This window comes from Arthrobacter sp. Cr_A7 (assembly GCF_029222765.1).
In the GTDB taxonomy this organism is placed as follows: Bacteria; Actinomycetota; Actinomycetes; order Actinomycetales; family Micrococcaceae; genus Arthrobacter.
Window position 1 is genome coordinate 1 of sequence record NZ_JARHXQ010000298.1, and the last position, 20,791, is coordinate 20,791.

At 66.6% G+C, this 20,791-nt stretch carries 14 protein-coding genes; 10 read left to right on the top strand and 4 right to left on the bottom strand.

Annotation, left to right across the window (positions count from 1 at the left end; translation table 11 throughout):
• Together P2Q66_RS17345 and P2Q66_RS17350 are read right to left on the bottom strand one after the other, a co-directional pair.
• The coding region (locus tag P2Q66_RS17345; RefSeq protein ID WP_275730149.1) for an alpha/beta hydrolase at positions 1 to 798 on the bottom strand (798 nt) is incomplete at its 3' end.
• Between the two features lie 71 nt (positions 799 to 869).
• Positions 870 to 1,541, bottom strand: a complete 672-nt coding sequence (locus tag P2Q66_RS17350; RefSeq protein ID WP_275730152.1) for a TetR/AcrR family transcriptional regulator — start codon at positions 1,539 to 1,541, stop codon at positions 870 to 872.
• A 226-nt stretch (positions 1,542 to 1,767) separates the two neighbouring features.
• Between P2Q66_RS17350 and P2Q66_RS17355 the strand changes: the two genes are divergently transcribed.
• From P2Q66_RS17355 to atzF, 5 genes are read left to right on the top strand one after another with little or no spacing between them, the layout of a single operon-like run.
• Positions 1,768 to 3,270 carry an amino acid permease gene (locus P2Q66_RS17355; protein ID WP_275730153.1) on the top strand — a complete coding sequence of 501 codons (1,503 nt, stop codon included), beginning with the start codon at positions 1,768 to 1,770 and terminating at the stop codon, positions 3,268 to 3,270.
• 54 nt (positions 3,271 to 3,324) lie between these two features.
• The gene (locus P2Q66_RS17360) at positions 3,325 to 4,200 is read left to right on the top strand and encodes an urea amidolyase associated protein UAAP1 (RefSeq protein WP_275730154.1); all 876 of its coding nucleotides are present in this window, start codon (positions 3,325 to 3,327) and stop codon (positions 4,198 to 4,200) included.
• Positions 4,197 to 4,874: an urea amidolyase associated protein UAAP2 gene (locus P2Q66_RS17365; protein WP_275730156.1), complete on the top strand. Its 678-nt coding sequence runs from the start codon at positions 4,197 to 4,199 to the stop codon at positions 4,872 to 4,874. Before P2Q66_RS17360 ends, P2Q66_RS17365 begins: the two co-directional genes overlap by 4 nt.
• Positions 4,871 to 8,632, top strand: a complete 3,762-nt coding sequence (gene uca / locus P2Q66_RS17370) for an urea carboxylase (RefSeq protein ID WP_275730158.1) — start codon at positions 4,871 to 4,873, stop codon at positions 8,630 to 8,632. The genes P2Q66_RS17365 and uca overlap by 4 nt, the downstream gene beginning before the upstream one ends.
• Positions 8,629 to 10,413, top strand: a complete 1,785-nt coding sequence (gene atzF, locus P2Q66_RS17375) for an allophanate hydrolase (RefSeq protein WP_275730159.1) — start codon at positions 8,629 to 8,631, stop codon at positions 10,411 to 10,413. Before uca ends, atzF begins: the two co-directional genes overlap by 4 nt.
• On the opposite strand, the gene P2Q66_RS17380 is transcribed toward atzF, so the two are convergent.
• Positions 10,361 to 11,257 (bottom strand): alpha/beta hydrolase, encoded by an 897-nt coding sequence (locus P2Q66_RS17380; protein ID WP_275730160.1) that lies wholly within the window; start codon positions 11,255 to 11,257, stop codon positions 10,361 to 10,363. The two genes, atzF and P2Q66_RS17380, sit on opposite strands and share 53 nt — an antisense overlap.
• 69 nt (positions 11,258 to 11,326) lie before the next feature.
• Here P2Q66_RS17380 and lysS point away from each other — a divergent pair, with 69 nt between their 5' ends.
• The 5 genes from lysS (at position 11,327) to P2Q66_RS17405 (ending at position 19,053) form a co-directional block, all read left to right on the top strand.
• The gene (gene lysS, locus P2Q66_RS17385; protein WP_275730162.1) at positions 11,327 to 12,865 is read left to right on the top strand and encodes a lysine--tRNA ligase; all 1,539 of its coding nucleotides are present in this window, start codon (positions 11,327 to 11,329) and stop codon (positions 12,863 to 12,865) included.
• Positions 12,866 to 12,867: 2 nt separating this feature from the next.
• Positions 12,868 to 13,059: a hypothetical protein gene (locus tag P2Q66_RS17390; RefSeq protein WP_275730165.1), complete on the top strand. Its 192-nt coding sequence runs from the start codon at positions 12,868 to 12,870 to the stop codon at positions 13,057 to 13,059.
• Between the two features lie 138 nt (positions 13,060 to 13,197).
• Positions 13,198 to 13,533 (top strand): Lsr2 family protein, encoded by a 336-nt coding sequence (locus tag P2Q66_RS17395; RefSeq protein WP_079596848.1) that lies wholly within the window; start codon positions 13,198 to 13,200, stop codon positions 13,531 to 13,533.
• Positions 13,534 to 13,890: 357 nt separating this feature from the next.
• Positions 13,891 to 16,383: an ATP-dependent Clp protease ATP-binding subunit gene (locus tag P2Q66_RS17400; RefSeq protein WP_079596847.1), complete on the top strand. Its 2,493-nt coding sequence runs from the start codon at positions 13,891 to 13,893 to the stop codon at positions 16,381 to 16,383.
• A gap of 552 nt (positions 16,384 to 16,935) precedes the next feature.
• Entirely contained in the window at positions 16,936 to 19,053 is a 2,118-nt protein-coding gene (locus P2Q66_RS17405) for a prolyl oligopeptidase family serine peptidase (RefSeq protein WP_275730170.1), read from the top strand.
• A 173-nt stretch (positions 19,054 to 19,226) separates the two neighbouring features.
• Here the strand turns inward: P2Q66_RS17405 and P2Q66_RS17410 are convergent, their stop codons facing one another.
• Positions 19,227 to 20,702 (bottom strand): amino acid permease, encoded by a 1,476-nt coding sequence (locus P2Q66_RS17410; RefSeq protein ID WP_275730172.1) that lies wholly within the window; start codon positions 20,700 to 20,702, stop codon positions 19,227 to 19,229.
• Positions 20,703 to 20,791: the final 89 nt, after the last annotated feature.

Below are 20,791 nucleotides of genomic sequence, written 5' to 3' on the forward strand. Positions count from 1 at the left end.
GTCCGGGGCCCTGATGGCGCCGTCGTGCCCGAAACCGGGGAGGATGGTGTAGCTGGAGCCGGAGAGGACGTCGTGGATCTGCCCGCAGGCCACACCGAAGTAGGCCGGGCTCTTTTCGCCCACCACGATCAGCGTTTCGAGCGGAAGCGCCAGGAACGGCTCGGCCGGCATGTCCGCGGCGATGATCGCCTTGATCTCCCGGACGCCGGTCCGCATCAGCTCCCTCTGCTGCTTGCCTTCTGACGTGCCGGCGGTCAGCTTGTTGGCGAGGGTCAGCATGGACAGCGGCATCCGGGACGAGAACGGTCCACCTTCCTCGAGCCCGCGCTGGATCACGGCGAGGGCCCGGTCGTCATCGCCAGCGGCAGCCGCGGCCTCATATTCGGCGATCCACTCCGCCTTTACGCTGTGGTTCACGGATACCGCGGGGTCGTACACGGCCAGCCGCTCAACCGGCAGCGTCCGCGCCGCGTGCAGTGCCACCGCGCCGCCGAAGCTATGGCCGAACACGTCCGTGCTGGACGTGTGTTTCATGACCGTGTCCAAGTCGCGGATATCCACATTCAGCGTGTAGTCCTCCGGCTGGGGGGACGACGATCCGCGGCCGCGGCGGTTGAACGTGTGGACGGGCCGGCCCAGGGCGGCGCTCAGCTTTTGCGCGAACTTGGTGTAATCCGCTGCCGTCACCATGGATGGCGGGACAATCACCACGCCGGAGCCGGCGGAAGCCAGGTCCGTGCCGGTGGAGAAGAGCTCCAGAGTGCCGCCGTCGGGGGTCCTGATGTTCTCACGCGTCATGTTCCGAGCCTAGCTGAGCAACCTGAGCGCGGGCACCATGGACACTGCCGGCTGAAGGATCCGGAGGGGATCTAGGCGAGGCGTGAGATGAGCGCGGCGCTTTCCGCCCGGATGGCGGGCAGTTCTCCGGCCAGCTCGCAGAGGATCAGTCCCGCGTCCGCGGCCTCCAGTGGAGAATCCGGGGTGGCCATGCCATCCGCGCGGAGGCTGATCAGGGATTCGACCAGGCGGAAAGCGAAATCGCCGCCCCTGGCTTCCGGGTGCCCGTCGCCGTGGGAGGGGGACAGGCCGGCGCCGAGTTGCCCGTACAGGCCGCGCAGCTCCTGCCGGTCCGCGAGGAACCGGGCAAAGCGTGCGGTGCGGACTTCGGGCAGGTGGTAGAGGATTCCGAGGTTCCATCGGGCGCTGCAGAGCTGGGTGCCGTCGTAAAGCGCGACGGCGTGAAGCCGGCTTCCGGCGGCAGCTTCACCTGTGGTGTCGGCTGCGACGGCCCGCGCGAATTGCAATCCGCCGCTCACGGTTCCCTCCAGCAGGTCCTCGAGGATGTCGTCCTTTGTCTTGAAGTGGTGATAGAGCGAGGACTGCCGGATTCCCACGGCGTCCGCGATGGACCGGGTGGAGGTGCTGGCGAAGCCGTGGGTGGTGAAAAGTTCGGCGGCCGCATCGAGGATTTCGTCGCGGGCGGTGGCCCCCGGGCGGGAGGGCTGTTGGTGGCGAGGGCGTCCCGGTCCGGCTGAAGTCACCGCATCATTCTTGCATTCCCGTCCGGCCCGAAAACCGCGGACCGGCAATGTGAGGGGACGGAAATGAACCCGAAACAAGATGTCTATGTGCCTTTTACAGAGGTGAAACTGTTTGGGGACATGGCGCTGGAAAACTATCAATTGACCGGTAATCAGCAGCCTTCGGCCGAGCGCTGCGCTGCCGGGAGGTTTTATCCCCCCTGCCATTCCAGCCCCGGAGATTCCGATGACATCAACCGTTCTCCCGACCGTCCAGCAGGACGATGCGGACCTGACGTCCCTTGGCTATGAGCCCACCCTTCACCGAAAGCTCGGCCGCTACGCTTCCTTTGCCGCCGGCTTCTCCTTCGTTTCGATCCTGACCACCATCTTCCAGCTTTTCGCGTTCGGCTACTCGTTCGCTGGGCCTGCGTTCTTTTGGACCTGGCCGGTTGTCCTGGTGGGCCAGCTCCTGGTGGCCCTGAACTTCGCCGAACTGGCCGCCCGCTACCCCTTGTCCGGCGCCGTGTACCAGTGGGCCCGGCGCGTGGGCGGTGAAAGTGTCGGCTGGTTCGCGGGCTGGTTCATGGCCATCGCCCAGGTGGTCACTGCCGCGGCCGCCGCCATCGCCCTGCAGGTGGTGCTGCCCCAGCTCTGGGACGGCTTCCAGATTGTGGGCGGCGATCCCGCCCTCAACACGGTCAGCGGTGCCGCCAACGCGGTGGTCCTCGGGGCCGTGCTCCTGGTGGCCACCACCATCATCAACTCGCTGGGCGTCAAGCTCATGGCGCACGTGAACTCCGTCGGTGTCACGTGCGAGATCGTCGGCGTCGTGGCCGTGATCCTCGCGCTGATTAGCGCTGCCCAGCGCGGTCCGGACGTCGTCGCGGACACCACGGTGCTGCAAAACTCAGAGCTCGGCGCAGTGGGAGCCTTCCTGGTTTCCGGTCTGATGGCCGCCTACGTCATGGTGGGCTTCAACTCCGCCGGCGAACTGTCCGAAGAGACCAAGGACCCGCGGCGCACCGCACCCCGCACCATCCTCTCCGCGCTGCTGATCTCCGGCATCGGCGGCGCACTGATGATCATCACCGCCCTGATGGCTGCACCCAGCCTCGACGACGGCCGGCTCGCCACCGAAGGTCTTCCCTACGTCCTCACCGCCGTGCTGGGCACGTTCTGGGGCAAGGTCCTGCTGGTGGACGTGGCCATCGCCATCTTCGTCTGCACCCTGGCGATCCAGACCGCCGGTTCCCGCCTCGTGTTCTCGATGGCTAGGGACGGGAAACTCCCCGCCTCCGCGCTGCTCTCCTCCGTCCACCCCACCCGGGGCACGCCCATGTGGCCGTCCATCGTCATCGGCGCACTGGCGGTGGGTGTGCTGGCCATCAACGTGGGCAACGCCGCCCTGTTCACCACCTTGTGCAGCGTGTGCATCGTGATGGTCTACCTTGCCTACCTCCTGGTCACCGTGCCGCAGCTGGTGAACCGCCTCCGCGGCGACTGGAACCGGGTGGGGCAGACCATGCCCGCGGGCCTCTTCTCGCTCGGCCGCTGGGGGCTGCCCGTCAACATCCTCGCCGTCCTCTACGGCGCCGTGATGGTGGTCAACCTTGCCTGGCCCCGGCCCGAGGTCTACGACCCCTCCGGCGAGAACGGGATCCTCCTCTACTCGGCGCCGCTGATGGTGACGGCGGTCCTGCTCCTGGGCCTCTGGGTCCGCCGCCGGAACCTGGCAGCCAGCGCATAACAATCGCCAAGCAACCAAGCCTTAGAACCCAAGCCTTAGAACAACAGGACTGACATGACACAGACCATCGAAACACCAGCAACCGGCACAGCCACCACCGCCGGCGCCCGTGCCCACGCCCGGGAACAGCACGGCCGGACCGCGGACACCATGCGCTTCGTACCGGCCGCTTCCGCCCCCGCGCGCTTCACCGAGGAACTGCCCGACGGCGTTCGCCCCACCTGGGCCGAGTCCCTGGCCTTCGGCCGGTACACCACCATGACGCTTGCCCGCGGCACCCGGGTCCGGCTCACGGACACAGCCGGTGATGCCTGCGTGCACACCCTCCTGTACCTGGCCGGGGCCCTTCACGAACGCCTCAACACCGCGGACACCGTCAAGGTCCCGTGGCAGGCGTACCCCGGGACGGGCCACCCGCTGCTGTCCGATGCCGGACGCCTGATGGCTACCATCGTGGCGGACTCCTCTTCCCGCCACGATGCCCTGACCGGGGCCACCACGCTCAGCGGAAACACCGAGCGGTACGGCGCCGGAACCGCCCACAGCGCATCCCCGGCAGCCCGCGAACTCCTCACTCTCGGAGCCCTCAAAACCGGGCTCGGCCCCCGCGACGTGGCACCGTCGCTGACGCTCTTCAAGGGCATCAACGTGGACCCCGCCGGCACCATCACGTTCACCGGAAGTGCCGGCCCGGGCGCCGCCGTCGAACTCCTGCTCCAGATGGACGCGGTGCTGGTGCTCGCCAACACCGCCCACCCCCTTGACCCCCGCGCAACCTTCACCGGAACCGCCGTCGACGTCGTCGCCTGGCACGCGCCGCAGGACCTCGCCGCGCTCGAGGCGGGCACTCTTGCCGGCCCCCTGGCGCCCGAACACCTGCAGGCACTCCGCAACACCGAACACGACCTCACCGCAAGGAACGCCCGATGAACACCGCCATTGAAACCAAACCCATCCCGGCCGCGGGCGAAACCGCCCTGGTGCCCGGCGCCGTGGTCCTCGACGAATTCGTGAAAGCCAGAGGCCCCTGGTCAGCGGTAGTGGCAGCCGGCGACGTGCTGACCATCGTGGACCTGGAAGGCAACCAGGCCGTGGACTGCCTGCTGTACGCCGCTGAAGACACATCCGTCCGCTACTCGGCGCCCGTCACCATCGCCCGGCAGCAGTCGATCGTCCTGACCACGGCTTCGGTGCTTCGCGCAGACACCGGAGCTCCGCTGATGACCGTGGTGGCAGACGAAGTGGGCGTGCACGACACCATAGGCGGGGCCTGCTCGCAGGAATCCAATACCCTCCGCTACGGCCAGCACACCCGCGAACAGCACGCCTGCGTTGAAAACTTCCTCATCGAAGGCTCCCGTTGGGGCCTGGGAAAGCGGGACCTGGTGTCCAACATCAACTGGTTCATGAACGTACCCGTGGACCCGGACGGTGCTCTGGGCATCGTTGACGGACTGTCGGCCCCCGGCAAGCGTGTGGCGCTGCGGGCCGAGGTGGACACCCTGGTCCTCGTCTCCAACTGCCCGCAGGTCAACAACCCCTGCAACGGCTTCCACCCCACCCCAGTCCGCATGATCGTCACCCGGCCGGAGGCAGCGCTGTGAACACTTTCGACACCCTGCTGATTGCCAACCGCGGCGAAATCGCCTGCCGCATCATCGAATCAGCCAAAAAACTCGGACTGCGGACCGTCGCCGTATTCTCCGAAGCGGACCGCGGCGCCCGCCACGTCCGCCTGGCAGACGAAGCGGTGCTCCTCGGCCCCGCACCTGCCAAAGAGTCCTACCTCCGGGTGGATGCGCTCCTGGCAGCGGCGAAGTCAACCGGGGCAGGAGCGATCCACCCCGGATACGGGTTCCTGTCCGAGGACGCCGCTTTCGCCGAAGCCGTGGAAGCGGCAGGACTGGTCTTTGTTGGCCCCACATCGGAACAGCTGCGCATCTTCGGCACCAAGCACACGGCGCGCGATGCCGCCCGCGCCGCCGGCGTCCCCATGATCGCCGGATCCGGACTGCTGGCGGACGTGGCTGAGGCTGTAGAGGCAAGTGCCGCCATCGGCTTCCCCCTGATGCTCAAGGCCACCGGCGGCGGTGGCGGCATCGGCATGACGGTCTGCCGCACCGAGGCCGAACTGGTGGAGAGCTTCCCCCGGGTTGCCCGCCTGGCCGGGGCCAGCTTCGGCACCGCGGGCGTCTTCGCGGAACGCTACGTCGAAAACGCCCGGCACATCGAAGTCCAGGTTTTCGGGGACGGTAAGGGCCGGGTGGTCAGCCTCGGGGACCGCGACTGCTCCCTCCAGCGCCGCCACCAGAAGGTTCTTGAGGAAGCACCGGCCCCCGACCTGCCCGAGGAGCTGCGCGAAGAACTGCACCGCAGCTCCCGCGCACTGTGCGCCTCGCTCAACTACCGCTCCGCAGGAACGGTCGAGTTCGTCTACGACTCCTCCCGCCGAGAAGCGTCCTTCCTGGAGGTCAATGCCCGGCTCCAGGTGGAGCACCCCGTCACCGAGGCCGTCACCGGGGTGGACCTCGTGGAGTGGATGCTCCGGCTGGCGCAGGGCGGCGCGGAAGCCCAGGGCGTACTCGCCGGCGTCCCGGACAGCCTGCCGGTTTTCGGCAACGCAGTGGAGGCACGCGTGTACGCCGAGGATCCGGCCCGCAGCTTCCAGCCCAGCGCCGGAACCGTCACCAACGCCGTGTACCCCGCCGCGGAGGATGTCCGCGTGGACGCCTGGGTGGAAACCGGCACCGAGGTGTCCACCAACTACGATCCCCTCCTGGGCAAAATCATCACCTCGGCAGCAACGCGCGCTGAGGCCTTCGACCGGCTGGCCGCAGCACTCGCCGGAACCCGGATCGACGGCATCGAAACCAACCTTGGAATGCTCCGCGCCGTGGCGGGACTGGACGTGGTCCGCAGCGTCGAGCACTCCACCAGCACCCTGGACTCCGTGGGCGATCCGGAACCGCGGATCACCGTGGACCGCCCCGGCCTGCAGACCAGCGTGCAGGACTGGCCCGGCAGGACCGGCCTGTGGCAGATCGGCGTCCCGCCGAGCGGCCCCATGGATGACCTGTCCTTCCGGCTCGGCAACACCGCGCTCGGCAACCCCGAAGGCGCCCCCGGCCTGGAATTCACCATGACCGGGCCCAGCCTGACCTTCACCCACGCCACCACCCTCTGCGTCACCGGCACCGAGGTAACAGTGACGGTTGACGGGACGGAGGTTCCAGCATGGGCGCCGGTGACAGTGCCCGCAGGCGGCACGCTCGACGTCGGCACCGCAGCAGGGCACGGGCTCCGCGGGTACATCCTGTTCCAGGGCGGCCTGGACATTCCGGAGTACCTTGGCAGCGCATCCACCTTCACGCTCGGGCAGTTCGGCGGACACGCCGGACGCGTCCTCCGCACCGGTGACGTCCTCCGCACCGTGAAGCCCGCCGCCGGCACCGCAGTAACAGCGCCGGAAGCAGCGGTGCCCCTCGACAGCCGCCCCGCCCTGACTTCAACCTGGGAACTGGCCGTGGCCGAAGGCCCGCACGGCGCCCCGGAATTCTTCCAGCGCGAAGACATCGAGGAACTGTACGCCGCCGAGTACGAGGTGCACTTCAACTCCGCCCGCACCGGCGTCCGGCTGACCGGTCCCAAACCCCGCTGGGCAAGGACCGACGGCGGCGAGGCCGGCCTGCACCCGTCCAACATCCACGACACCGCCTACTCCGTGGGCGCCCTCGACTTCACCGGCGACACCCCCATCCTGCTCGGCCCGGACGGCCCCAGCCTGGGCGGTTTCGTCTGCCCCGTCACCGTGGTGACGGCCGACCGCTGGAAGCTCGGCCAGCTCCGGCCGGGGGACAAGGTCCGGTTCGTTCCCATCGAAGTCAGCCAGGCACCGTCCGCCAGGGACCTCGGGCCCGGCCGGCAGCTGGTGCTGCCGGGTGACGCCGGCTGGTCGGCAGAGCTGTCAGGCAACCTGTCAGCGCACCTGCCAACAAAGACTGCAGCAGCGCCGGCAGGCAGGCGCGCCGGGCGGGGAGACGGCGACGACGGCGTGCTGGGCCGGGTCCCGGAAGGCGCCGGACGGCCGGCAGTCACCTACCGCCGCTCCGGCGATGACAACCTGCTCGTGGAATACGGCGAGATGGTCCTGGACCTGGGGCTGCGCGCCAGGGTGCACGCCCTGCACCAGCACCTCGAACAGCTCCGCGTGCCCGGAATTGTGGACCTGACCCCCGGGATCCGGTCCCTCCAGATCAAGGTGGAGCCGTCGGTCCTGACCACCAAGCGGCTGCTGGGCCTCGTCCAGGAGATTGAGGCGGCACTGCCCGCGAGCTCCGAACTGGTGGTTCCCAGCCGCACCGTCCGGCTGCCGCTGTCCTGGGATGATCCGGCAACGCGGGAAGCCATTGAGCGCTACATGGCCGGCGTCCGTGATGACGCGCCGTGGTGCCCCTGGAACATCGAGTTCATCCGCCGGATCAACGGACTGGACTCCGTCAACGACGTCTTCGACACCGTCTTCAACGCGGAATACCTGGTCCTGGGCCTCGGGGATGTCTACCTCGGCGCCCCGGTGGCCACGCCGCTGGATCCGCGGCACCGGCTGGTGACCACCAAGTACAACCCGGCCCGCACCTGGACACCGGAGAACGCGGTGGGCATCGGCGGGGCCTACATGTGCATTTACGGCATGGAAGGCCCCGGCGGCTACCAGTTCGTCGGCCGCACCACCCAGGTGTGGTCGCGCTACGCGGACTCCGCTCCGTTCGAGCCGGGCTCACCCTGGCTGCTGCGCTTCTTCGACCGGATCTCGTGGTACCCGGTCAGCCCCGAGGAACTCCTTGACCTGCGTGCCGATATGGCCGCCGGCAGGGGCCGCGGCGTCGAGATCGAGGAGGGCACCTTCTCCCTGGCCGAGCATGAGCTGTTCCTTGAGGAAAACCGTGAGTCCATCGCGGCATTCCGCGAGACGCAGGGCGCGGCTTTTGCGGTGGAACGGCAGGCATGGGCCGACGCCGGCGAGTTCGACCGCGCGGAGGCGCTGGCCGCCGTCGTGGCCCCCGCGGCAGACGATGTAGTGGTTCCGGATGGCGGGTCACTTGTGTCGGCGCCGTTTGCCGCCAGCGTCTGGAAGGTTGATGTTGGAGTCGGGGACCGGGTAATCAAGGGCCAGCCGCTGGTTTCCCTCGAGGCCATGAAGATGGAAACGGTGCTGGAAGCGCCCTGCGACGGCGTGGTGCTCCGCGTCCTGCCGGCCGCCGGTTCGCAAGTGGTGGCGGGCGAGGCCGTGGTGGTTCTCGGCAGCGATGACCTGGAGCCTGCGGACCTGGATGCCCCGGAACTGGAAGAGGCAGCAGTATGAGCAACCCCACCACCGGTACGGCCACAGCGCGGGTCAAGGCGGCGCTCGCCGCCGTCGAAGCAGTGGACCGTCCCGAAATCTGGATCACCCTCCGCGGTGAGGCGGAGCTGCTGGCCGAGGCAGCTGGCATCGACGCGGCCGTAGCCGATGGCGCCGACCTGCCGCTCGCCGGGCTCCTGCTGGCCGTCAAGAACAACGTGGACGTGGAGGGCATCCCCACGACGGCGGCGTGCCCCGGTTTCGCCTACGTGCCGGAGAAGGACGCCGACGCGGTGGCCCGGCTCCGGGCCGCCGGCGCACTGGTCCTCGGTGCCACCAACCTGGACCAGTTCGCCACCGGGCTCGTCGGCACGCGCAGCCCGTATGGTGCTGTCCGGGACTCCCGCCGCCCGGAGTTCATCTCCGGCGGCTCCAGCTCCGGCTCCGCGGTGGCAGTGGCGCTGGGCCTGGTGGACATAGCCATCGGTACGGACACTGCAGGATCAGGCCGGGTGCCGGCGGGGCTGCAGGGGATCGTGGGAATCAAGCCGACGCTGCACGTTGTGTCCACCACCGGCGTAGTGCCTGCCTGCCGGTCGTGGGACGCCGTCACCATCTTTGCCCGCCAGCTGTCCACGGCGGAGCTTGCGATGGGAGTGATGGCCGGCGGCGCGCGGACCTGGCCCAGCGATACCCGGCTGGCAGCACCGGCGACGCCCCGCGTGGCCTACCCCGCCAGCCTGCCCGCCCTTCCGGACTCCTGGGCAGCAGAGTTCGGACGCCAGGTGGACCGGCTCCGCGACTCGGGCGTGGACGTCCGGCCCATCGAATTCGACGCCTTCCTGGACGCGGCGCGGCTGCTGTACGACGGAGCCCTGGTGGCCGAGCGCCATGCCGCGGTGGGCACGTTCATTGAAACGGCCGACGCCGGCACGGACGGGCAGGCGGGCATCGACCCCACGGTGGGCGGAATCATCCGGGCGGCCGGCACGTTGCCCGCCCACCACTACGTTGCGGACACCGCCAAACTGGAAGAACTGAAACGCAGGGCGATGGCAGGGCTGGAAGGCTTCGACGCCCTGCTGGTGCCCACGGCGCCGTTCCACCCCACGCTGGCCGAGGTGGCCGCCAACCCTGTGGGGGTGAACTCCCTCCTGGGCACCTACACGAACTTCTGCAACCTGTTCGGCCTCTGCGCGGTGGCCGTCCCGGCAGGCGTGGTGGAAGGTTCCCAGTTCGGGCTGACAGTGGTGGGCCGGACCTTTGACGACGCAGTCGCCGCTGACATCGCCCGCAGGATCGAAACAACCCCCGCCGCACCGGAACTCTTTGCTGCCGGCGCAGTACCGGCAGTGACGGCGGCAGCCGGCCAGCCGTCGTCGTCCGTTCCCTGGCCGGTGGCTGCCGGTGCTGTGGCGGTCCCGCTGGTTGTGGTCGGTGCCCACCGGAAGGGCCAGCCGCTGGCTCCGCAGCTGGAGGAACTCGGGGCGGTCTGGGATGGCCCCGTCCGGACGGCCGCCCGCTACCGCATGGTGTCCCTGGACACCATGCCGCCCAAGCCGGGCGTCTACCGGTCCGACGACGGCGCGGAGCTCGTGGGTGAACGGTGGCTTCTGTCGCCTGCGGGGCTGGGCTCGTTCCTGGCGTCCCTTCCCGAACCGATGCTGCTCGGATCCGTGCAGCTCTCCGACGGTTCAACCGCCGTAGGGTTCGCCTGCGACGCCGTGGCCGCCGCCGGCGGCGAGGACATCACGCGCTTTGGTGACTGGCTGGCGGACCGGAAGGAGCTCGCGAGCCCTTGAAATACTCCGAGATATCGGCGACGAGTTCATTGACGGCCGCGGGGATGGAGCCGTGGAAGCCTTTGGGGGAGAGCTCGTAGGTGCTGCCGGGGACGGCGGCGTGCAGCCGCTCCGCCGTGACCTTGTAGTAGCTGGGGCTCTTGCCGCCGGCCATGAAATGGGTCGAGGCGGGCAGCACGCTGAAGTCCCTGGCATGGTCGGCCTCGTTGTAGGCGGCGCGCAGCTCGCCCACGCCGCTGGGCATGACGTCCCGGAACATCCTGTTGATTCTGGTGTTCGAGACCAGCGCCATCAGCCCGGCCAGGACCGGCTCCGGAATCCTGGCCAGGGCAGTGCCGGGGCTGGTGGCCTTCTTCATGTGCGCCAGTGCGTGGCCCACCTTGCCGTTGTTGACGGCGTCCTCGAACCCGTCCAGCCAGGCGGTGTCGATGCTTCCGTCGATATTCACGGCGGCGTCGTACACCGCGAGCTTGTCCGGCACGTAGGAGGTTCCGGTGAACTCCTGGACGGCGTTCAGGGCAACCGCCCCGCCCAGGCTGTGGCCCAGGATGTTCCGGGCTCCCGTGGCATCAAGGACAGTCCGCACGTCTGCGATTTCGGTGGCCATCGAGTAGTCGGCAGGCTGTTCCGATGAACTGCCGCGGCCGCGGCGGTCATACACGTCCACCGCCCAGCCGTCGCCCAGGCCCTTCGCCAGCGCCACCGAAAACGGCCGGTAGATCAGTGCGGTCAGGAACGCTCCGCCGATCAGCACCACGCGGCGTTCTCCCGGGGCATCAACGGTGCCGTAACTGTATAAGGCCAGGCGGCCGCCGTCGTGCGTTGCAATGACCTGTTCTTTCACCACCCCATCGTAGGCGGGAGCCGGGGGAGCAGCCGCGAAGCCGGGCCAGCCCAACTCCCGGTAAACTTGATGACTGTGACTTCCCAAAACACCCCCGCCCCCAAGAACGCCCCAGAGCCCCTCGACGCCAGCGAGCAGATGCGGATCCGCATGGAGAAGCGCGCCAAGCTGATTGAGCGCGGCTCGGAGGCGTACCCGGTGGGCGTGGAACGGACCCACTCCCTCGCCGAAATCCGTGAAAAGTACGCCCACCTCGAGGCGGACGACACCACGGGCGACATTGTGGGCGTCACCGGCCGCGTGGTCTTCGTCCGCAACACCGGCAAGCTGTGCTTCGCCACGCTCCAGGAGGGCGGCACGGACGGCAAGGGAACCCGGCTGCAGGCCATGCTCAGCCTCGCCAACATCGGCGAGGAAGCGCTCGCCGACTGGAAAGCCCTGGTGGACCTCGGCGACCATGTGTTCATCAAGGGCGAGGTGATTTCCTCCCGCCGCGGCGAACTGTCCATCATGGCCGAATCCTGGACCATGGCCTCCAAGGCCCTCCGTCCGCTGCCGGTGCTGCATGCCGAGCTGAACGAGGAAACCCGCGTCCGCCAGCGCTACGTGGACCTGATGGTCCGCGACGAAGCCCGCGAAATGGTCTACACGCGTGCCGCCATCACCCGGTCCATCCGCGAAACGCTCTTCCGCCACAACTATGTCGAGGTGGAAACGCCCATCCTGAACCTGGTCCACGGCGGCGCGCTGGCACGGCCGTTCGAGACGCACATGAACGCCTTCGACCAGAAGATGACCCTGCGCATCGCGACGGAGCTTTACCTCAAGCGTGCCGTGGTGGGCGGCATCGACCGCGTCTACGACATGGGCCGCGTGTTCCGCAACGAGGGCGTGGACTCCACCCACAGCCCCGAGTTCACCACCCTGGAGTGCTACGAGGCGTGGGCGGACCAGTTCGTTATGGCTGAACGCATCAAGGAGATCATCCTCGACGCCGCAGACGCCGTGGGTGCGGGCCGCACTATCCAGACGGACGCCGGGGAGATCAACCTCGACGGCGAGTGGGCCTGGCTGGCGGTCTACCCCGGGCTGTCCGACGCCGTTGGGCAGGAAGTCACGCCGGATACTCCGCTTGAGGTGCTTCGCGGAATCGCTGAGAAGCACGACGTCAAGGTCGATCCCAAGTGGGACGCTGAAAAGCTGGTGGTGGAACTCTTCGGCGAAATCGTGGAGCCCACCCTGCTGAACCCCACTTTCGTCTACGACTACCCGCCCTCCGCGCAGCCGCTGGCCCGCCCGCACCGCGAGGACGGCCGGCTCATCGAGGCCTGGGACCTGATCATCGGCGGCATGGAGCGCGGCACCGCCTTCTCGGAGCTGATCGACCCCGTCATCCAGCGCGAACGGCTCACCGAGCAGTCACGCCATGCCGCGGCCGGCGACGACGAGGCCATGCAGCTGGACGAGGACTTCCTGCGCGCGCTTGAGTACGGCGCCCCGCCCATGGGCGGCATCGGCCTCGGAATCGACCGCCTGGTGATGCTCTTCACCGGTGCGGGTATCCGGGAAACCATCCTCTTCCCCCTGCTGAAGCCCGAAGGGCACTGATCATGGAATACGTGGCAGTCCTCCTGCCTTCGCTGGTGGTGGGCCTCATCTTCTGGTTCGCCATGAGGGCAATCTTCAATGCGGACAAGTCCGAGCGCCAGGCGGAGGCCCGGGCCCAGGCTGAAGCCGATGCCCGCGCCGCGCAGCGTCCTGACGGGCCGCCGGCGGACCGTCCGGACGCCGAATCAAAATAGATAAAAACCCCTAATCTCCTGCCTTTATCCCCAAGGAACCATTAGGCGCTTTGACGCGTTGCCATAAAAAGAGTCATACTTTTAAAGGAAACATCCTGCTTTTCTGAAAACCGACCCTTTCCAAGAGGAAGACCTTTAATGGCACAGAAAGTAAACATCATCCTCGTTGATGATCTGGATGGGGGATCCGCAGACGAGAATGTAAAGTTTGGCCTCGATGGGGCCAACTACGAGATTGACCTCTCGGCGGCCAATGCCGCTGAACTCCGGTCTTCGCTTGAGCGGTTTATTGCCGCAGCGCGAAAGGCTTCCGGTGGCCGCGCCGCCACCCGCACCAAGGCTGCTCCTTCCGGAGGCCGCAGCCACGATTCAGCACAGATTCGCCAATGGGCGCGGGATAACGGCTACACCGTTAACAGCCGCGGCCGAATTCAGGCCGAAATCCAGGAAGCCTACCAAAAGGCAAATTCCTAGCCGCAGGCCCGGTGCCCGTATTAAGCCCTGCTTCCCCTCACCGGGAAGCAGGGCTTTTTCGGTTCCGCAAACGCTAAAAACCAAGGCGGCCCGCCGTCGTCGTAATTAATCCAAACTTTTGGGGTGGCGGGGTTAGCTGCTCCTCTTTCCTTCATGCAGGGATCAACTCACCAGTTCCGTCGTCAAAGGGGCCCTGGCACCCACAGCAGCCAGTCCGTGAGGCCGGCCTGTACGCGGCAGGGAAGGGTCCTGCCGATATTCCCGCAACCCCTCCGGTTTCCCCTGTGGCGAACACGCTCCACAAGTCCGGGCCCGCCACGTAGCATCAAAGTACGTCGTAGCTAGGAGTGTGGCGAAATGTTTGAGCGATTTACGGACCGTGCCCGTCGCGTAGTTGTGCTTGCCCAAGAAGAGGCACGCATGCTGAACCACAATTACATCGGTACCGAACACATCCTCTTGGGTCTGATCCATGAGGGTGAGGGCGTTGCCGCCAAAGCTCTTGAGTCCTTGAGCATTTCGCTCGACGGCGTTCGCGAGCAGGTGCAGGAGATCATCGGACAGGGCCAGCAGGCGCCGTCCGGCCACATCCCCTTCACCCCCCGTGCCAAGAAGGTACTGGAGCTCTCGCTGCGCGAGGCACTCCAGCTGGGCCACAACTACATCGGCACGGAGCACATCCTGCTCGGCCTCATCCGTGAGGGTGAAGGTGTTGCCGCGCAGGTGCTGGTCAAGCTTGGCGCCGACCTGAACAGGGTCCGCCAGCAGGTCATCCAGCTGCTTTCGGGCTACCAGGGCAAGGAGACCACCGGTGCAGGCGTTGGTTCGGGCCAGCCCGAAGGCGCCCCTGCCGGTTCCGTTGTCCTGGACCAGTTCGGCCGCAACCTGACCCAGGCTGCCCGCGAGAACAAGCTGGACCCGGTCATCGGACGCGAGCAGGAGATGGAACGCGTCATGCAGGTCCTCTCCCGCCGAACCAAGAACAACCCGGTCCTCATCGGCGAGCCCGGCGTCGGCAAGACTGCCGTCGTCGAAGGCCTGGCCCAGGCCATTGTCCGCGGCGACGTACCGGAAACCATCAAGGACAAGCAGCTCTACACGCTGGACCTTGGCTCCCTGGTGGCCGGCTCCCGTTACCGTGGTGACTTCGAAGAGCGCCTGAAGAAGGTCCTCAAGGAGATCCGCACCCGCGGCGACATCATCCTCTTCATTGACGAGATCCACACGCTCGTTGGTGCCGGTGCCGCCGAGGGCGCCATCGATGCTGCATCCATCCTGAAGCCCATGCTGGCCCGCGGTGAGCTGCAGACCATCGGTGCCACCACGCTGGACGAGTACCGCAAGCACATCGAAAAGGACGCTGCGCTGGAGCGCCGCTTCCAGCCGATCCAGGTCAAGGAACCCTCCGTGGCACACGCCATCGAGATCCTCAAGGGCCTGCGTGACCGCTACGAGGCACACCACCGCGTCACCATCACCGACGGCGCCCTGGCCTCCGCTGCCAGCCTCGCCGAGCGCTACATCTCGGACCGGTTCCTGCCGGACAAGGCGATCGACCTGATCGACGAGGCAGGCGCACGGCTGCGCATCCGCCGCATGACCGCTCCGCCGGAGCTGAAGGCCATGGACGAGCGCATCGCCAAGCTGAAGATGGAGAAGGAGTCCGCGATTGACGCGCAGGACTTCGAAGGTGCCGCTGCGCTCCGCGACAAGGAGCAGAAGATGATTTCCGAGCGCTCGGAGAAGGAGCGCCACTGGAAGTCCGGCGGCATGGACGACATCTCCGAGGTGGATGAGGATCTCATCGCCGAGGTGCTGGCCAACTCCACCGGCATCCCCGTTTTCAAGCTGACCGAGGAAGAGTCCTCGCGCCTGCTGAAGATGGAAGACGAACTGCACAAGCGCGTGGTCGGCCAGAACGAGGCCATCAAGGCCCTGTCGCAGGCCATCCGCCGCACCCGTGCAGGGCTTAAGGACCCCAAGCGTCCCGGCGGCTCGTTCATCTTCGCCGGCCCCACCGGCGTCGGCAAGACCGAGCTGGCCAAGGCACTCGCGGAGTTCCTGTTCGGTGAAGAGGATGCCCTCATCACGCTGGACATGTCCGAATACTCGGAGAAGCACACCGTCTCGCGGCTCTTCGGTGCCCCTCCGGGCTACGTGGGCTACGAGGAAGGCGGCCAGCTGACCGAGAAGGTCCGCCGCCGTCCGTTCTCCGTGGTGCTGTTCGACGAAGTTGAGAAGGCCCACGCTGACCTTTTCAACTCGCTGCTGCAGATCCTGGAAGACGGCCGCCTGACCGACTCCCAGGGCCGCGTGGTGGACTTCAAGAACACCGTGATCATCATGACCACGAACCTGGGTACCCGGGACATCTCCAAGAGCGTTGCCACCGGCTTCCAGTCGGGCACCGACACGCAGACCGGCTACAACCGCATGCGTGCCCGTGTGACGGAGGAGCTCAAGCAGCACTTCCGCCCCGAGTTCCTGAACCGTGTTGATGACGTTGTGGTGTTCCCGCAGCTGACCCAGGACGAGATCATCGAGATCGTGGACCTGTTCGTCACCCGCCTGGAGAAGCGCCTCAAGGACAAGGACATGGGCATTGAGCTCACGCCCGCGGCCAAGGTGCTCCTCGCAACCCGCGGCTACGATCCCGCCATGGGTGCCCGGCCGCTGCGCCGCACCATCCAGCGCGAGATCGAGGACCAGCTCTCCGAGAAGATCCTGTTCGGCGAGATCCACGCCGGCGACATCGTCGTAGTGGACGTGGAAGGCGACGGCGACGACGCCAAGTTCACGTTCGCCGGCAACGCCAAGCCGCGCATCCCGGAAATCGCCCCGAGCGTCTAAAGCATCACCGTAAGGCCCCGCCAGCTCCCAGAGCAGGCGGGGCCTTCCGCTTTTAACCCGCACCACTCAAAGGTTGAGTCCGCGGGTCCCGTGGCTGGGCCTGGTGCCGTTCCGTGGTTGCGTCCGGTGCCGGCCATCAGAGATTTCCCGGCGCCTGCTCGTTCCTCGCTTTGACGGCGCCTACATAAATCCCTGATGCCCGGCACCTCGTGCGTCCCCACCCTCTGCAGGCATTGGATGGCGGCACAAGCGGCTTTGACCCGCATAACCGTTGCTGCCCAACACCGTTCAAGCGGGGCAGGGCCGCTCTTACGGAAAGCCTTTGATTGCGGATCGTTCCCGAGCACAAGCGCAGGTGCCGGGGTTATTTGTGTAGCTTGCTTAGGGCCCACGCTGGCAGGGTTCCCTGGCCGAGCTTGCGAGGCTAGGGGGCCAGTGGGGATGGAGGAGCAGCAAGCGGCAAATGACGCCGGGGCCGGAGCGGACCCAGCCACGGAGGCGCACGCACATGACACTTTGTGATGTGGGGCACAGTCGGGTTGAATCAGGGGCATGGCTATCGAGAACCCGGTGATCCCGGACGAGCAACCTTTGACCCCTTTCCATGACCTTGACCATTACCTGTCCATCCCACGGGTGAGTGGGCTGAGCCTTAGCCCGGACGGCACCCGGCTGGTTACTACCGTGGCCACCCTGAACGGTAAAGGCACCGAGTACGCCACGGCACTGTGGGAGCTGGATCCCGCGGGGCAGAAGCATGCCAGGCGAATCACGCGGAGCGCCAAGGGTGAGGCGGGTGCCGCCTTCGCTGCCAATGGCGATGTGTATTTCACCTCCGCGCGACCCGACCCCGAGAACCCGGACGAGGATCCCGTCAGTGCCCTCTGGCTGCTCCCTGCCGACGGCGGCGAGGCCCGGGTGGTTCTCAGCCGGCCCGGCGGTGTGGGGAGCGTGCTGACGGCGAGGAACGCGGGCTCAGTATTCGTCACGGCGGAGATCCTGGCCGGTTCCGTCGACGAGGAAGATGACGCCCGCCGCCGCAAAGCACGCAAGGACAACAAAGTCTCGGCCATCCTGCACAGCGAATATCCCGTGCGGTACTGGGACTCCGACCTTGGCCCCGGCCAGCCCCGGATCTTCGCCGTCGAACCGGGCGAGGATAAGGCGGCCGGCAAGCCCGCAACAGTGGATGCCACCGCGCCCCTGGTCCTGCGCAACCTGACGCCCGGCGCCGGTCCCCGGCTGCGGGAGGCGGAAACCGTCACCAGCCCCGACGGCCGGACCATCTTCACCAGCTACACCAAACCCCTCGCCCGGGCGGACAGCCGGTCCATCCTGGTGGCGGTGGACGTCGCTTCCGGCAACCACGAGGTGCTGCTGGACAGAGAAGGCATGAGTTATTTCCCGGGTCCCGTCAGCCCGGACGGCAGGACCCTGCTGGTGGTGAGCGAGAGCGACTCCACCCCGGGACGTGCCCCTGAGGTCAAGCTGCACCTGCTCGACATTTCCGGGAGTGCGGACGGGGCGGGCCTGCAACCCCTGGCCCACGACTGGGACCGCTGGCCCAAACCGGCAGCCTGGTTGCCGGACGGTTCAGCCGTCCTGGTCACCGCGGACGACGACGGCGCGTCGCCGCTTTTCCGGATCAGCGTTCCGGCGGCTGCCGCGGAAGTGAGCGTCACCCGGGTGACGCAGGACGCCGCGGCGTACACCGACGTCGTGGTTTCGCCGGAGGGCCGCAGCGCCTACGCCCTCCGCAGCTCGTACGAGTTCCCGCCGGAGGCGGTACGCATCAACCTGCAGACCGGGGAAACCACGAGGCTGCCGGCACCTGCGGAGCGGCCCGCCTGTGCGGGCAGGCTTGAGCGCATTGCCGCGACGGCTGCGGACGGTTCCCGCGTCCCCGCCTACCTTGCACTGCCCGATGGTGCTTCAGCTGAAAGTCCGGCGCCGATGCTGCTCTGGATCCACGGCGGGCCGCTGGGCTCGTGGAACGCCTGGACCTGGCGCTGGAACCCGTGGCTGCTGACGGCCCGGGGCTATGCTGTGCTGCTGCCTGACCCGGCGCTGTCCACAGGCTACGGCCAGGCGTACATCCAGCGCGGCTGGGGCTCCTGGGGCAAGGCGCCTTTCACGGACCTCATGGCGGTGACGGATGCCGCCGTCGGCCGCCCTGACATTGACGCGGAGAGGATTGCGGCCATGGGTGGCTCATTCGGCGGTTACATGGCCAACTGGGTGGCCGGGCAAACGGACCAGTTCAGGGCCATCGTCACCCACGCCAGCCTGTGGGCCCTCGACCAGTTCGGTCCCACCACGGACGCCTCCCAATACTGGCTGAAGGAAATGACCGGGGAGATGGCCCTGGACAACTCTCCGCACCTGCACGTGGAAAAGATCAGCACCCCCATGCTGGTCATCCACGGGGACAAGGACTACCGGGTACCCATCGGGGAAGGCCTCCGGCTCTGGTACGAGCTGCTGTCCAAATCCCAGCTCGCAGCAGACCAGGACGGCCAGACGCCCCACCGCTTCCTGTACTTCCCGGACGAGAACCACTGGGTCCTCCAGCCACAGCACGCCAAAGTCTGGTACGGCGTCGTAGAGCACTTCCTGGCCCGGCACGTCCTGGACCAGGATCTGCCTCTGCCTGCTGATCTGGGGCTCTAGTTCTTTTCGGCTGAGTCCGGCGGGAAGGCTGGGACATTTACCGCTTGCTGCTCCTTCGTCGCTTTGACGCAAGCTACGTAAATGTCCCAGCCTTCCCGACTCGTGCCGAAAGTGCTGAGAGCGGTGCAGTTGTAGCCCGCCCGTCCCGCACCGTCAGCCTTTTGTATTTGGAGTTAGGGTGCGTCTACCGTTTCGAGGTGCTCGTCCTGCTCCTTTTGCCGGCCTTTTTGCGTGCGACCGTACTTGAAGTGGAAGTAGGCGTAGCAGGCTGCCACGAAGGGGATGCCGAAGTAGAGGGCGGTGGCCTGGGTGGGGTCGAAGCCGATGCCTATCAGGGAGATCAGGCACAGGACGAATGCCACGATGGGCAGCAGCGGAAACAGTGGTGCTTTGTATGCGAGGTCTGCGGTGCGGCCTCCTGACCGCACAAAAGCACGGCGGTGGAAGAAGTGGGATGCCGTGATGGACATCCACACCCCCACCGTGGCGAACCCGGCGATCGACACAAGCACTAGGTACACGGTGGTGGGGGCCACCACACTGCTCACCAGGGACGCCAGGCCGCCCAGCATGCTGACGCACAGGGCAAGCATGGGAATTCCACGTTTTGTCAGTTTCCCCAGCGCCTTGGGTGCATGTCCTTCATCCGCAAGGGAGAAAAGCATCCGCGCGCAGGAAAACAGGCCGCAGTTTCCCGCGGACAAAAGGGCGGTGATGATGACGAAATTCATGACGTCGGCGGCGTAGGGAATGCCGAGCTGTGAGAAGACGGTGACAAAGGGGCTTGCCTCCAACGAGGCGTCCTCGTATGGAACAGTGCAGGTAATCACAGTAATGGCACCAACGAAGAAAATCAGCAGGCGAATAACGGTGGTCCGCATCGCTTTGGGGATGTTGACGGCGGGATTGGCGGTTTCTCCGGCGGCAACGCCAATTAGCTCCGAACCGGAAAACGCGTAAAACACGGCAAGCGTGGTGATGAGGACACCAGTAATTCCATTGGGAAACAGTCCTTGGGGGGTATTCAGGTTCTCGCCGAGGAAGGGGTAAGCATTTTCAGCCAGCGGGTGGAAACCAAACAACGCCGCCCCGCCCAGGACGATCAGCCCGATGACTGCGCTTACCTTGATCAGCGCAAACCAGAATTCGGATTCACCGAAGACCCGCGACGAAATCGCATTCAGCGTGAACAGGACCGCGGCAAAAATAAAGCACCAGATCCAGACATCCACCTCCGGAAACCAGCGCTGCATCAAAAGTCCCGCAGCGGTGAATTCAGAGCCAAGGGCAACTGCCCAGCAGAGCCAGTAAAGCCACGCGGTGGCAAACCCGGTCGCGGGGCCAATGGACCTCGCCGCGTAGATGTGGAAAGCTCCGGACACAGGATAGGCAACGGCGAGTTCGCCCAGGCAGGCCATCACCATGTAGACCACGGCCGCCCCGATCAGGTAGGCGATGATGGCGCCGAGCGGGCCGGCCTGGGCGATCGTGTAGCCGGAGCTAAGGAAGAGGCCGGAACCAATGACACCTCCCATCGCGATCATCACCAGGTGGCGGGCCTCCATGGAGCGCCGTAAGCCGCGTTTCTCGCTGTGCTCCTGGTCGCGCTTCGGTGGGGTGTCGGACAGGGTGGGGGAGCCTAAAGCCATTTTTCCTCCGGGGTGGGCATCATTGCCCATCGGCGTGACGGGGGTAACACCGGAAACACTCCTTGTTCGGCGTCCACCTGCGCAAACGC

Bases quoted from the DNA above. Each gene is read 5' to 3' on its own strand.
- P2Q66_RS17365 (WP_275730156.1), top strand. From the start codon at position 4,197: ATGAACACCGCCATTGAAACCAAACCCATCCCGGCCGCGGGCGAAACC.
- lysS (WP_275730162.1), top strand. From the start codon at position 11,327: ATGACTGTGACTTCCCAAAACACCCCCGCCCCCAAGAACGCCCCAGAG.
- P2Q66_RS17360 (WP_275730154.1), top strand. From the start codon at position 3,325: ATGACACAGACCATCGAAACACCAGCAACCGGCACAGCCACCACCGCC.
- P2Q66_RS17390 (WP_275730165.1), top strand. From the start codon at position 12,868: ATGGAATACGTGGCAGTCCTCCTGCCTTCGCTGGTGGTGGGCCTCATC.
- atzF (WP_275730159.1), top strand. From the start codon at position 8,629: ATGAGCAACCCCACCACCGGTACGGCCACAGCGCGGGTCAAGGCGGCG.
- P2Q66_RS17405 (WP_275730170.1), top strand. From the start codon at position 16,936: ATGGCTATCGAGAACCCGGTGATCCCGGACGAGCAACCTTTGACCCCT.
- P2Q66_RS17355 (WP_275730153.1), top strand. From the start codon at position 1,768: ATGACATCAACCGTTCTCCCGACCGTCCAGCAGGACGATGCGGACCTG.
- P2Q66_RS17410 (WP_275730172.1), bottom strand. From the start codon at position 20,702: ATGGCTTTAGGCTCCCCCACCCTGTCCGACACCCCACCGAAGCGCGAC.
- P2Q66_RS17400 (WP_079596847.1), top strand. From the start codon at position 13,891: ATGTTTGAGCGATTTACGGACCGTGCCCGTCGCGTAGTTGTGCTTGCC.
- P2Q66_RS17395 (WP_079596848.1), top strand. From the start codon at position 13,198: ATGGCACAGAAAGTAAACATCATCCTCGTTGATGATCTGGATGGGGGA.